At 64.2% G+C, this 12,694-nt stretch carries 16 protein-coding genes; 1 reads left to right on the forward strand and 15 read right to left on the reverse strand.

Going from position 1 to position 12,694, the window contains the following annotated elements; all coding sequences use genetic code 11:
• The 3 genes from DU475_RS20405 to kaiC form a co-directional block, all read right to left on the reverse strand.
• On the reverse strand, positions 1-306 hold a 306-nt coding region (locus tag DU475_RS20405), incomplete at its 3' end, for a PAS domain-containing protein (RefSeq protein WP_164633161.1).
• On the reverse strand, positions 303-587 hold the full coding sequence (locus tag DU475_RS20410; RefSeq protein ID WP_011155579.1) for a circadian clock KaiB family protein: 285 nt from the start codon (positions 585-587) through the stop codon (positions 303-305). The genes DU475_RS20405 and DU475_RS20410, both read right to left, overlap by 4 nt.
• 9 nt (positions 588-596) lie before the next feature.
• On the reverse strand, positions 597-2,312 hold the full coding sequence (gene kaiC / locus DU475_RS20415) for a circadian clock protein KaiC (RefSeq protein WP_164633162.1): 1,716 nt from the start codon (positions 2,310-2,312) through the stop codon (positions 597-599).
• Here kaiC and DU475_RS24620 point away from each other — a divergent pair.
• Positions 2,260-2,478 (forward strand): hypothetical protein, encoded by a 219-nt coding sequence (locus tag DU475_RS24620; RefSeq protein ID WP_164633160.1) that lies wholly within the window; start codon positions 2,260-2,262, stop codon positions 2,476-2,478. The two genes, kaiC and DU475_RS24620, sit on opposite strands and share 53 nt — an antisense overlap.
• Positions 2,479-2,682: 204 nt before the next feature.
• Here DU475_RS24620 and DU475_RS20425 read toward each other — a convergent pair whose 3' ends face one another.
• The 12 genes from DU475_RS20425 to DU475_RS20480 form a co-directional block, all read right to left on the reverse strand.
• Positions 2,683-3,192 carry an Lrp/AsnC family transcriptional regulator gene (locus DU475_RS20425; RefSeq protein WP_164633163.1) on the reverse strand — a complete coding sequence of 170 codons (510 nt, stop codon included), beginning with the start codon at positions 3,190-3,192 and terminating at the stop codon, positions 2,683-2,685.
• Between the two features lie 309 nt (positions 3,193-3,501).
• On the reverse strand, positions 3,502-3,711 hold the full coding sequence (locus DU475_RS20430; protein ID WP_164633164.1) for a hypothetical protein: 210 nt from the start codon (positions 3,709-3,711) through the stop codon (positions 3,502-3,504).
• 140 nt (positions 3,712-3,851) lie between these two features.
• Complete coding sequence (locus tag DU475_RS20435; protein ID WP_047307943.1) at positions 3,852-4,103, reverse strand: hypothetical protein; 252 nt, start codon at positions 4,101-4,103, stop codon at positions 3,852-3,854.
• 1 nt (position 4,104) lies between these two features.
• Complete coding sequence (ccoS, locus tag DU475_RS20440; protein ID WP_047307942.1) at positions 4,105-4,290, reverse strand: cbb3-type cytochrome oxidase assembly protein CcoS; 186 nt, start codon at positions 4,288-4,290, stop codon at positions 4,105-4,107.
• Complete coding sequence (locus tag DU475_RS20445; protein ID WP_164633165.1) at positions 4,281-6,479, reverse strand: heavy metal translocating P-type ATPase; 2,199 nt, start codon at positions 6,477-6,479, stop codon at positions 4,281-4,283. Before DU475_RS20445 ends, ccoS begins: the two co-directional genes overlap by 10 nt.
• Positions 6,480-6,513: 34 nt before the next feature.
• Positions 6,514-7,014: a FixH family protein gene (locus tag DU475_RS20450; RefSeq protein WP_047307940.1), complete on the reverse strand. Its 501-nt coding sequence runs from the start codon at positions 7,012-7,014 to the stop codon at positions 6,514-6,516.
• A gap of 19 nt (positions 7,015-7,033) precedes the next feature.
• A complete protein-coding gene (ccoG, locus tag DU475_RS20455; protein WP_013499864.1) occupies positions 7,034-8,491 on the reverse strand; it encodes a cytochrome c oxidase accessory protein CcoG in 1,458 nt (485 codons plus the stop codon).
• A 112-nt stretch (positions 8,492-8,603) separates the two neighbouring features.
• A complete protein-coding gene (gene ccoP, locus DU475_RS20460; protein WP_013499865.1) occupies positions 8,604-9,485 on the reverse strand; it encodes a cytochrome-c oxidase, cbb3-type subunit III in 882 nt (293 codons plus the stop codon).
• Between the two features lie 7 nt (positions 9,486-9,492).
• The gene (locus DU475_RS20465; RefSeq protein WP_013499866.1) at positions 9,493-9,657 is read right to left on the reverse strand and encodes a CcoQ/FixQ family Cbb3-type cytochrome c oxidase assembly chaperone; all 165 of its coding nucleotides are present in this window, start codon (positions 9,655-9,657) and stop codon (positions 9,493-9,495) included.
• A gap of 9 nt (positions 9,658-9,666) precedes the next feature.
• Positions 9,667-10,401: a cytochrome-c oxidase, cbb3-type subunit II gene (gene ccoO / locus DU475_RS20470; RefSeq protein ID WP_013499867.1), complete on the reverse strand. Its 735-nt coding sequence runs from the start codon at positions 10,399-10,401 to the stop codon at positions 9,667-9,669.
• 12 nt (positions 10,402-10,413) lie between these two features.
• On the reverse strand, positions 10,414-12,060 hold the full coding sequence (gene ccoN / locus DU475_RS20475) for a cytochrome-c oxidase, cbb3-type subunit I (protein WP_013499868.1): 1,647 nt from the start codon (positions 12,058-12,060) through the stop codon (positions 10,414-10,416).
• 298 nt (positions 12,061-12,358) lie between these two features.
• Positions 12,359-12,694 (reverse strand): Rossmann-fold NAD(P)-binding domain-containing protein (locus DU475_RS20480; protein ID WP_502706855.1); only part of this gene is annotated, 336 nt, incomplete at its 5' end.

Raw genomic sequence — 12,694 nt, forward strand, 5'->3', positions numbered from 1 at the left:
TAGCAGTTCGATCAGCGCCGTCGCGGTCAGCGAGCCGTGGACGCAGTCGAGCTGCGCGCACAACGCCTGATTGGCGTACAGTAACTGGCCGTCCTGATCGAACGCGGCGGCGCCGACATCCATCGCTTCCATGAAGGTGCGGTAGGACTGGCCGCCGCCTTCCAGCGTGAACACCTGCTCGGCATCGGCGCCGCGCACCACGACGGCGTCGATCTCGCCGTCGCGGATCGCCCGCAGCGTCTCCTCGGCTTCTTCCAGCCGGGCCTCCAGCTCTGCCCTGCTCAGCGCCGAGATCGCCGAGGTCACGAGGACGACTCCTCCACCGCCAGATGCACCAGCACCTTCGGCGTGTCGGACAGGTCCCCGATGATCTTGCGGATCGGCACCGGCAATTCCTTCACCAAGGTCGGGATCGCGACGATGCCGTGCTCGCGGGCGAGCTGCGGCGACTTCTTTAGATCGATCACCTCGACCTTGTACTTGCCGGCAAGGTGCTCGGCGCAGATCTTCTCGAGGTTGCGGATCGCCGCGAGCGATTTCGGCGTCTCGCCGGCGACATACAGCACAAGTTTGATCGGATCGGCCATCGTCGCCCCCTACTCCGTGCCCCCGGGCGAGCCGATGACGCCCCGGCTCCGCTCCATCTCGGCGACATCGCGTTCGCTCTGCGCGCGAAAGCTGACTTCCGCTTGTGTCAGCCGATTCAGCTCTGCCTCGTCGACCGCGAGATCGGCCTGGATCGCTTCGATTTGCGCGCGCGCGCGCCGCCGGCGCTGCTCGATCTGGTCCTGCAGTCGCGCCACCTCGGTGCGGCGCTCGCTCTCGGCCCGCCGCGCCTTGGCTTCCTCGGCCCGGCGCGCAGATCCGGTCAGCGCGCCGCCCTCGCCGAGATATGGTGGCAGCAGGTGGATGCCGTCAGCCGACATCACGAACTCCCGCACCTGATTGGAATGGGCGATGCCGCGCGCCTTCAGCAGATAAAGCTCGCGATTGAACTCGCCGTGCGCCTCGCGATTCAGCAGCAGGATCCAGGCGTCCATCAGAGACGACAGACCGGCATCGGTCTCGGTCTGCGCGCCATGAGCCAGATGCGTGAACACCCCGGTGATGCCGTTGGACTTCAAATAATCGACCATCCGCAGCAGCATCGACTGCACTTCGCCGACCTGCCCGCTTTCGGTGAAGGCCGAGATCGGGTCGAGCACCACGAGGTCCGGCTTGAAGCGCGCGACCTCGCGCAGCATCACCGCCAAGTGCATCTCGAGGCTGTAAAAGGTCGGCCGCGCCGCAATGTAGCGAAGCTGGCCGCTGCTCAGCCATCGGCCGAGATCGGTCCCGACCGACTTCATGTTGCGGACAGTCTGCGCCTCGGATTCCTCGAACGACAGATACAGCGCCCTGTCGCCTCGACGGCAGGCGGCGTCGGCCATCATACAGGCCAGCGAACTCTTGCCGGAGCCGGCGACGCCGCTGACCAGCACGCTGGTGCCGCGATAGAATCCGCCGCCTGACAGCATCGCGTCGAGATCGGCGACGCCGGTCGAGATCCGGTCCTCGTGCACGGTGTGCGACAGCGCCAGCGACGACACCGGCAACACGCTGAAGCCTTCCTCGTCGATCAGGAACGGGTACTCATTGGTGCCGTGCGCGGTACCACGATACTTGACGATTCGCAGCCGCCGGGTGGAGATCTGGCTGTCGACGCGGTGGTCGAGCAGGATCACGCAGTCGGAGACGTATTCTTCGAGGCCCTGCCGAGTGAGCGATCCGTCGCCGCGCTCGCCGGTGATGACGGCGGTGGGCCCCTTCTGTTTCAGCCAGTCGAACAGCCGGCGGATTTCGGCGCGCAGCACCGCGGGATTTTGGAACGCCGAGAACAGACTCTCGATGGTGTCGAGTACGATCCGCTTGGCACCGATCTGATCGACTGCGAATTCCAACCGCAGGAACAGCGCTTCGAGATCATAGTCGCCGACCTCTGCGACTTCGGTCGGATCGAGCGCGATATGTTCGATCAGGATCCGCTCCTGCTCGATCAGTCCCTGCAGATCGAATCCGAGCGAGGCGACGTTGTCGACGATATCGACTGCGCGCTCTTCGAAAGTGACGAACACGCCCGGCTCGCCGTAAAGCCGAGCGCCGTTGATCAGGAAAGTCGATGCGAACAGCGTCTTGCCGCAGCCGGCCGAGCCGCACACCAAACTGGGACGCCCCGTTGGCAAGCCGCCTAAGGTGAGGTCGTCGAAGCCTTCGATACCCGTGAGCGCTTTGGATGGTGATTTTCTGGATCGTCCGGGTCTTGCCGCAGGCAATCTCGTTGACCTCCGACGTCAGCCGCGCCACCAGCGCAGAGACATCGGCGCGATCATCCGCCTTGGGCTCACCGGCCGGATCGTCTCTGCGAACGGCTGCGGCGTGCATATGTTTCCATCCCCGGCGCTGCATGGCGCCGGAGATAATTTGAGTGAATTGTCCTAATGAGGACTAAACCAAAAACAGGGAAAGACGCGCAAAGACAACCTTCGATTGCTGTTAGTTTGTGCAGATTGACCGAGAGTCGACAACTAACAACCGTCACAATTTACAAAGGCAACTAACTACCCTTGAACGAGCAATTGCTGCACCGCCTCCAGAATTGCTGATTCGTCGACAGATATCGTGCGACTAAGCGAAATCAGACGATTAGGATACCGGCATCGGCGGAACCGGCAGCGCCGTCACCGACTTGATTTTCTCCATCGCAAAACGCGACGTGACGTTCTTTAGCGGCACTGTGCCGATCAGCCTCTTGTAGAACTGATCGTAGGCGCGCATGTCGGCGACAACCACCCGCAACATGTAGTCGACGTCACCGGCCATCCGGTAGAACTCGATCACCTCGGGCATTGCGCTGACCGCATCGGCGAAAGTCTTCAGCCAGGCGTCGGAGTGATCGCCGCTCTCGATCGAGACAAACACCGACAGACCAAGCCCGATCTTGTCCTGATCGACCAGCGCCACCCGCTTGATGATCACGCCATCGGCCTCGAGTCGCTGGATACGCTTCCAGCAAGGAGTCGACGACAGCCCGACCCGATCGCCGATCTCGGCCACCGACAACGAGGCATCCTGTTGCAGGACGGTCAGAATCTTACGGTCGATGGCATCGAGCCGCCGGCCGGGTTCGACGACGCCAATATCGGTGTCAGCCATGAAACTGAGAACTTTCTTCCAAAGACGATAATTGCATCGATCATAGTTGGAAAAAAATTCCACGCAAGCGCTGGTTCCGCCAGGAAGCTCGATCCTACCGCGTCAGACGCCGGACCAGACGGTCAGCAGCGCCGCGTCGTGCATGGATTCGAGCGGAACCGCCTTGCCGCCAGCAGCAAGTCCTGAGCCACCGGCGCAGAATTTTGCGACGCATGGTGCGAGACGGCACTTTGCGCTCCTCCCCCAGGAGGTCGCGCGCGTTGCGAAGATTTGGAATCGGAGTCTCGATCCCCTCAGAAACGAGCCGCCCTAGGCAACCTTCAGCTTAGGACTCCGACCCGCCGGGTATGCCCCCAAATGACGAACTGCCGCCTTCTGGGCGTCTCCGGGCGAGCGGAACCCCTGCCCCTCGAGGCCGGAGAAGTCGTCACAAGCGGCGTGAAAGCGAAAGGTGCGGCCGTCGCGGACGACGATGCCTGCGGCGCGCGAATCGACTTCGATGATGAAGGCATGAGACATGGCGGCACTTCTTTGCTCGGCGACTCGCTCGATCGAGCGGGTACGCCGGCCTGATAGCCGCGCTCTGTTTCAGCCGGATGAAAAGCCCTTGACGCTTCCGGTGCAGCGACGACCTGACGAGGCGGGAACAAAGCAGCCGGTCAGCAGCACGACATCGGCGGAAACGCCGGCTGCAGCTTGCGCAAGGCACGGTAGAACCGCGCGAACCAACGGCGCGGCCAAGGCTGCGCCTGCAACCAGCGCTCCTGCACCTCGTCGTCGGGCTCGACCGGCGCATCGACGTCGGCGGAGACAGCGGCGGCCGGATCGGGCGCCGGGCCAGCGGCGGACCGCGTCCCTGTTTCGCTCAGGGCAGTGATCCTAGGGCTGTCGTCATAGGCAAGCATCGCCATGTCAGCCTCGCTTTTCTGCCGGCGTCTCGGCCGGCGGTGGCAAAGGCGGATCGTCGTCGGCGATCGCGCGCCAGGCGGCTCCGTCGAGGTCGTCATACTGGCCGCTCTTCAACGACCACAGAAACGCGATCAGCCCGAGCAGGCCGAGCGCCAGCGCCAGCGGCACCAGGATGACCATCACTTCCATGATGCGCCTCCCCGGCGAACCCGGCGCGCCCGCATCGCGTTCAGCATCACCAGCACCGACGAACCGGACATCGCCAATGCGGCGATCAGCGGGGTGGCGTAACCGGCGATCGCGATCGGCACTGCCAGGATATTGTAGCCGATGGCGAGGCCGAGATTCTCCCGCATCACCGCCATCGCCTTGCGCGAATAGTCGACCGCGGCCAGCACGGGAGCCAATTCCTTGCCGAGGAACACCAGGTCGGCGGTCGCCTGACTGAGATGGGTGGCGCTGATCGGCGACATCGACACATGGGCGGCGGCGAGCGACGGAGCGTCGTTCATCCCGTCACCGACCATCATCACGTTCCGTCCCTTGGCCTTCAGCGCCTCGATGTGGGCGATCTTCTCTGCCGGTGTGACTGCTGCGCGCCAGGCGCCGACGCCGAGCGCCTCCGCAGCGTGACGTACCGCCGGTTCGCGGTCGCCCGACAACAGCTCGACGCTGATGCCGCGGTTGCGCAACGCATCGATGGTCTTGGCCGCATCCGGCCGCAGCAACTGGCGCACGGCAAAGACCAGACGCTGGTCGCCACGGCTGAAGGCCACCACCGACACTTCGGGATCTTCGCTGAGGACTGCGTTGGCTTCGCTATCCGCACCGCAGAACGCCGGGCTGCCGAGGCGCACCTCTTCGCCATCGAACATCGCACGGACGCCGCGCCCCGGCTCCTCGACGACACCGGGCAGCGGCGCCTTGGCCTGCGCTGCGCGCGCCACCGCGGCGGCTACCGGATGATGGCTGGCGAGCGCCAGCCGGCCGGCGAGTTCGAACGCCTCCGGCGGCACCGACGCGGCGTTGACGACGTCGAGTTCCGGCAGGGTCAGCGTGCCGGTCTTGTCGAACACGATGGTGTCGACCGCGGAGGCGCGCTCGATTGCATCGCCGGAATTCAGCAACACGCCGGCTCGGAACATCGCACCCGACGCCACCGTCTGCACCGCGGGAATTGCGAGGCCGAGCGCGCAGGGACAGGTGATGATCAGCACCGCAATCCCGATCACGATCGAATCGTGCCAGCTCGCGCCGGCCAGCACCCAGCCGAAGACCGTCAGCAGCGCGGCGATGTGCACCACCGGCGCATACAGACGCGAGGCACGGTCGGCGAGCTGGACATAGCGCGAGCGCGCCTGCAGCGCATGGTCGAGCAGTCGGGTGATCTCGGCGAGCAGCGTGCCTTCGGCCGCCGCAGCGACGCGAACCCGCAGCGTTCCGGAGATGTTCAGCGTGCCGGCATAGACCTGCGTCCCCTGAGAAGCGGGCACATACAGGGTTTCGCCGGTAATCAGGCTCTGGTCGATCTCGGAGCGCCCTTCGATCACCGTGCCGTCCACGGAGCAGCGCTCGCCCGGCCGCAGCAGCACGATGTCGCCGGCGCGCACCGCGGCGATCGGCACTTCGCTGATCTCGTCGGGGCCGACGAACTTGGTGGCCGTCTCCGCCTTCAGCGCGGCGAGATTGCCGGCGACCGCGCGCGTCTTCTGCCGCATCTTCTGGTCGAGAACCCGGCCCGCCAGCAGAAACGCAATCAGCATCACCGCGGCGTCGAAGTAAGCGTGTTCGGCGTGGTTGATGGTTTCGACCAGCGACATCCCGAGCGCCAGCGTGATGCCGATCGTGATCGGCACGTCCATGTTGACGCTCTTGGCTTTCAGTGCGCGGTAGGCCGACTGGAAGAACGGCTGCCCGGCATAGGCGGCGCAGGGCAGAGCCACCAGCGCCGACAGCCAGTGAAAGAAATCGCGCGCCTCGGGGCTGAGGTCGCCGCCGTACCACACCGGCACCGACAGCATCATCACGTTCATGGTGGCGAAGGCCGCGACGCCGAGGCAGCGCAGCAGGAACCTGGTGCGCTCTGCCTCTTCGACTTCGGCCCGCACCGGCTCGTAGGGATAGGCCTTGTAGCCCAGCTCGGCGAGCCGATCGATGAACTGCCCGGGCTCGAGCGCGCTACCCTTGTTCCACTCCACCGCGAGACGACGGTCGGTGAGATTGACGCGGGCCAGCGTCACGTCGGGAATCGACTGCAGGCCGCGCTCGATCTTCGCCATGCAGCTCGCGCAGTGCACGCCTTCCACGGCGAGGTCGAGATGCACGATCCGGCCGTCGACGTCTTTGACGTAGTGCGAAAAGTCCCGCGTCTGTAGCATTCGGCGATCCTCGTCACGCACGCCGGATCGGCGATCAGTCCAACATCAGTCTGTTCTTGGAGAGGAACAGGCGAATACCGTTCTTGTCTCCCTCCAGCACCAGATCCCAGCGACCGGGCAACACGCTGTCGGCATCGCCGCGATACACACCGGCGCCGACTTCCGCGAGCGTCACCTCGCGGTCGAAGCGCTTGTCGGAGGGACGCTCGAGCCGGCCGTAAAAGCTCAGACCGTCGAGCGGCAGGCCGACTTTGTCGCGCGCCTCGACCTGGAGCACGGCGGCGCCGTTCGGCTTGCGCTCGAGCTTGGCATCGACCTTCCAGCCGCGCTGATCCTGATCCCGCGCCGCCAGGATCTCGCGCTCATAGGCCAGGCTGGCCGCATAGGCACTGTCGACCTCGGTGCCCGGAAGAGTCTTGATCGCCAGCGTCATCATCAGCCCGTTGACGCCGAACACGACACCGAAGAAGGCGACCAGCACCGCCAGCACGACCTTGCCGGTGAGAGGACGGGGCGATGATTGCGAACGGCTCATGGAGAGGCTCCGGTTCGGATCAGGGCGTGACGAAGACGTCCTTGGTGGAGGCGACCTCGCCGAGCCCGATATCGGTGACGTGGAACGTCACCGGCACCGACTGCGGCGTGTCGTCGGCTGAGTTGGAGTCGACCAGCACCCGCAGCTCGGTGGTGGTGTCGCGCCCCAGAATGATCATCGGCCGGTCCGGCGTGATCGAGTCCGAGCCGACGACGTGGATCACCGCATTCGGCGGGCCCTCGACGTCGATCGCCACGACGCGGTCGAATCCGCGCTTGTTGAGGAAGCGGACGGTGTAGCCGTTGCGGACCGAACCGTCGGACAGCCGCACCGCCACCGGGTTGCGGTCGTGCAGCACGTTGACGTCGAGCAGGGTACGGTTCGCCAGCTTGTACAGCATGGCACCGCCGATCGCGACAATGATCACCGTATAGATCACGGTACGGGCCCGGATCGGCTTGAAGATCTCCGGCTTACCTTCCATCCGGCGATGGATGTTGATGTCGTTGTCGTAGCCGATCAGCCGGGTCGGCCGGCCGATCTTCTTCATCACGTTGTCGCAGGCGTCGATGCACAGGCCGCATTGAATGCAGTCGAGCTGCGGCCCGTTGCGGATATCGATGCCGGTCGGACACACCGCGACGCACTGATTGCAGTCGACGCAATCGCCGACCGGCTCACCCAGCGCGCGGAGCTGCGCCGCCTTCTTCAGCGACGAGCGCTTTTCGCCGCGGTCGTACTTGTAGGTGACGTTGAGGGCCCACTCGTCGGTCAGCGCCGCCTGGATCCGCGGCCACGGGCACATGTAGACGCAGACCTGCTCGCGCATGAAGCCGGCCAGCGTGTAGGTGGTGAAGGTGAGGATGCCGATCCAGATATAGGCCACCATCGGCGCGTCGAAGGTGACCAGTTCCTTGATCAGTGTCGGCGCGTCGGCGAAGTACAGAACCCAGGCGCCGCCGGTCCACCAGGCGATCATCAGCCAGATCGAGTGCTTCAGCGCCAACTCCGCGGCGCGCTGCAGCTTGAAACCCTCGCCGGCCTTGCGCATCCGCTCGCGGCGGTCGCCTTCGACGAACCGCTCGACCGCGTAGAACAGATCGGTCCACACCGTCTGCGGGCAGAGATAGCCGCACCACACCCGGCCGCCGAGCGAATTCATCAGGAACAGCACGATCGCAGCGACGATCAGCAGCCCGGTGAAATAATAGATCTCCTGCGGCCACAGCTCGATGGCGAAGAAGTAGAACCGGTTGTTCGCAAGGTCGATCAGCACCGCCTGATCGGGCGCGCCGAGGCCGCGGTTCCAGCGGACGAACGGCAAAAAGTAATAGATCCCGAGGCAGACCGCCATCAGGATCCACTTGATACGCCGGAACGGACCGGTGACGCTTTGCGGGTAGATCTTCTTCTGAGCCGTGTACAGCGGACCGTCGTCGTCCGGCTGAAGATCAGTGGCGCGCAGGGGCTTGTTCATAGCGAGGGTTCTTTTCCCTTCCAGCGTCGAGCGCAAGCTCAATTCAGAGCGCGCGGATCACAACCTCGCGTGCCCCCGACACGCCGGTTCCGCGCGCCCGCCGAAGCGGCGGCTATTTGCCGCCGCCGAGCGAGTGGACGTACACCGCCATCGCCTTGATCGTGGTCGGATCGAGACGCCCGATCCAGGCCGGCATCACGCCAGCACGGCCGTTGGTGACGGTGTCGATGATCGTCGCCTCGTCGCTACCGTACAGCCAAATCCGATCGGTCAGATTGGGCGCGCCGAGCTCCTGGTTGCCCTTGGCGTCGTCGCCGTGGCAGGCGACGCAATTGTCGGCGAACACCTGCTTGCCCGCGGCCAGATCGACTCCCGGCCGGGTCGACAGGCCGGACAGCGAACGGACGTAGTTGGCGACCTCGACGATCTGCTCCTTGGTCAGCACCCCGTCCTTGCCGAACGCCAGCATGTTGCCCATGTGACCGTCGTCGTGGCCGGAACGCGCGCCGAATTTGATGGTCTTTTCGATCTGTTCGAGCGTGCCGCCCCACAGCCAGTCGTCGTCGTTCAAGTTCGGGTAGCCCTTGCCGCCGGCGGCGCCGGAGCCGTGGCACGGCGCGCAATTGTCACCGAACACCACCTTGCCCTTGGCACGAGCCAGCGCCAGCAGCGCCGGATTCTTCTCGATCTCTTCCAGCGAGGCAGTCGCCAGCGCCTGCATCTTCTCGCCGCGGACCTGGTCGAGCTTGGCGAGATCGACGTCGAGTTCCGCACGCGACGAGTAGCCGAACAGACCACGCGTGTAACCGTTCACCATCGGCCACGCCGGATAGACGATGAAGTAGCCGATCGACCAGATGATGGTGGCGTAGAAGGTCCAGATCCACCACCGCGGCAGCGGCGTGTTGAGTTCCTTGATGCCGTCCCATTCGTGGCCGGTGGTGGCGGTGCCTGTAACCTTGTCGATTTCGACGTGATGTGAGTGGTCAGCCATGATCGTCTCAGTCCTCTCGCAGCGGCATCTGGGCTGCCTCGTCGAACGCCTTTTTGTTTTTCGGCCAGAGCGCATACGCCACGATGGCGACGAAAATGGCCACGAACAGCGGCGTCCACCAGGTGGTGACCAAACTGGACGCGATGTTGTCGAAGTAGATGATCGCTTTCATGTCGCCGCCTCAGCGAAGATTGGCTTTGCCGTCGTACAGTTTGAAGTCGACCAGCGTGCCGAGCATCTGCAGGTAGGCGACGAGCGCGTCGAGCTCGGTCGGATCACCGGTCTGGCCGTCGAAGTTGCGGACCACCGCCTTGGGATAGCGCTTCACCAAATCTGCCGCTTCGGCGCCGTCCGGATCGACCTGCGCCTTGGCGTCGGACGCCGCCTTGGCGATGTCCTCGTCACTATAAGGAACGCCGAGGGTCCGGTTGGTCTTGAGATGATCCGACAGGCTGGTGAGATCGACCTTGTTCTGTCCGAGGAACGCGTAGGCCGGCATCACCGACTGCGGCACGATCGAACGCGGATTCTTCAGATGCGCCACGTGCCAGTCGTCGGAGTACTTGCCGCCGACCCGGGCGAGATCCGGGCCGGTCCGCTTGGAACCCCACTGGAACGGATGGTCGTACATCGATTCCGCCGCCAGCGAGTAGTGTCCGTAGCGTTCGATTTCGTCGCGCAGCGGACGGATCATCTGCGAGTGGCACAGATAGCAACCCTCGCGGATGTAGACGTTGCGCCCGGCGAGCTCGAGCGGGGTGTAGGGGCGGACCCCGTCGACCTTTTCGATGGTGCTCTTCAGGTAGAACAGCGGCGTGATCTCGACCAGGCCGCCGATCGCCACGACGATCAGGATGCCGACGATCAGGACGACCGAGTTGGTCTCGAAGATTTTGTGCCGAGCCCAGATAGACATTGCTTGCTCTCCTTACTCGGCAGGCTGCAGGGCGACGCGAGGCTGAGCCTCGGACCGTTCGCCGACGCGAACCGTCATCCAGAGATTGTAGGCCATGATCAGCGCGCCGATCAGGAACAGACCGCCGCCGGCGGCGCGGATGGCGTAGAAGGGGTGCATCGCTTCGACCGACTCGATGAACGAGTATTCAAGGAAGCCGAGCGAGGTGTAGGCACGCCACATCAGGCCCTGCAGGATGCCGGACACCCACATCGCCGAGATGTAGAGCACGATGCCGAGGGTGGCGATCCAGAAGTGCCAGTTCACCAGGCGGATGCTGTAGAGCTGCTTGCGGCCCCAGACCCACGGCACCAGGCAGTACAGCGCGCCGAACGACACGAAACCGACCCAGCCAAGCGCGCCGGAGTGGACGTGGCCGATGGTCCAGTCGGTGTAGTGGCTGAGCGAGTTGACCGCCTTGATGGCCATCATCGGCCCTTCGAAGGTCGACATGCCGTAGAACGCGACCGACACCACCATCATGCGCAGCACCGGATCGGTGCGCAGCTTGTCCCACGCGCCCGACAGCGTCATCAGGCCGTTGATCATGCCGCCCCAGGACGGCATCCACAGCATGATCGAAAACGTCATGCCGAGGGTCTGCGTCCAGTCCGGAAGCGCGGTGTAGTGCAGGTGGTGCGGACCGGCCCAGATGTACAGGAAGATCAGCGCCCAGAAGTGGATGATCGACAACCGATAGGAATAGACCGGCCGCTCCGCCCGCTTCGGGATGAAGTAGTACATGATGCCGAGGAAGCCGGCGGTCAGGAAGAAGCCGACCGCGTTGTGGCCGTACCACCACTGGAACATCGCGTCCTGCACGCCCGACCAGGCGATGTAGGACTTCGAGCCGAGGAAGCTGACCGGCAGCGTCGGATTGTTGCCGAGATGCAGCACCGCGATGGTGATGATGAACGCCAGATAGAACCAGTTGGCCACGTAGATGTGCGGCTCTTTGCGCTTCATCAGCGTCGCCAGGAACACCAGCAGGTAGGTGACCCAGACGATGGTCAGCCACAGATCGGCGTACCATTCCGGCTCGGCGTATTCCTTCGACTGGGTGACGCCGAGCAGATAGCCGGTTCCGGCGATCACGATGAAGAAGTTGTAGCCGAGAGCCACGAACCACGGCGCGAGGTCGCCGGCGAGGCGCGCCCGCGTGGTCTTCTGCACGACGTAGAACGAGGTCGCCAGCAGCACGTTGCCGCCGAAGGCGAAGATCACCGCGGAGGTGTGCAGCGGTCGCAGCCGGCCGAAATTCACCCACTGGGCGACGTTGAGGCCGGGATAGGCCAGCTCCAGCGCGATGTAGAGCCCGGCGGTGAAGCCGGCGATGCCCCAGAACATCGCCATGAAGGCCATGAACTTGATCGGCCCGAAATTGTAATTCGGAACGCCGTTGATCTCCTGCGGCGGCAGTCCGGAACGGCTCCGGTACCGAACGATGATCGCGAACACCGCCCAGGCGCTGCACGCGGCCGCGAGCGAGGCGTGAAATGCGAAGGGAGCATCCTTGGCGAACATCGCCGCATAGATGGACAGGATCGTGGTCAGTGCGAACACGACCGTAAGACCACCCTCGCCCAGGGTGATCCTCTTCGAATTCAGGGCTTGATTCATCTGATCAATCTTTTCTTCGGCGGGCAGGTGACGGCACCATCCCCGGTTTCGGGACCGCACGTTTGATCGAGATCAAAATGCCCAAATTCGCGCCACTGCAATGGGCATTTTTTGCGGTGCGATCGACACCTCGTGCTTTTCGATGAAATGCCTCGAAATTGCAAGAACCATCGTGGCTTGCGGCGCACCCCCTCGGCGGCGCACGAGGCTCGGCGGATCGCCGCTCGCCGGTCGCTAGACGAAAGAATGAGGCGCGACTCAGCGAATGACTTTCATTCGCTTGGTCGGACGTCCGGCATCACCACTTTTCGCCATAGGGGCGGATCTCCATCTCGAAGGTCCAGGCGCTCTTGGGCTGCTGGTAGAGCTGCCAGTAGGCCCCGGCCACGGCTGCGGGCGGCATCAGCAGATCGGGATTGGCGAGCGCATCCGTGCCGAACACCTGCTCGCGGCGCTCGCGCACCCAGGCGGTGTCGACGCCGGAGTCGATGATCAGATGCGCAATGTGGATGTTCTTCGGCATCAGTTCGCGCGCCATCGACTGCGCCACTGCACGCAGCCCGAATTTGGCGGAGGCGAACGCCGCAAAGCCCGAGCCGCCGCGCAAGGACGCGGTCGCGCCGGTGAAGAAGAT

Origin of the sequence: Rhodopseudomonas sp. WA056 (assembly GCF_010906995.1) — a bacterium.
GTDB classification, from domain to species: Bacteria; Pseudomonadota; Alphaproteobacteria; order Rhizobiales; family Xanthobacteraceae; genus Rhodopseudomonas; species Rhodopseudomonas palustris_G.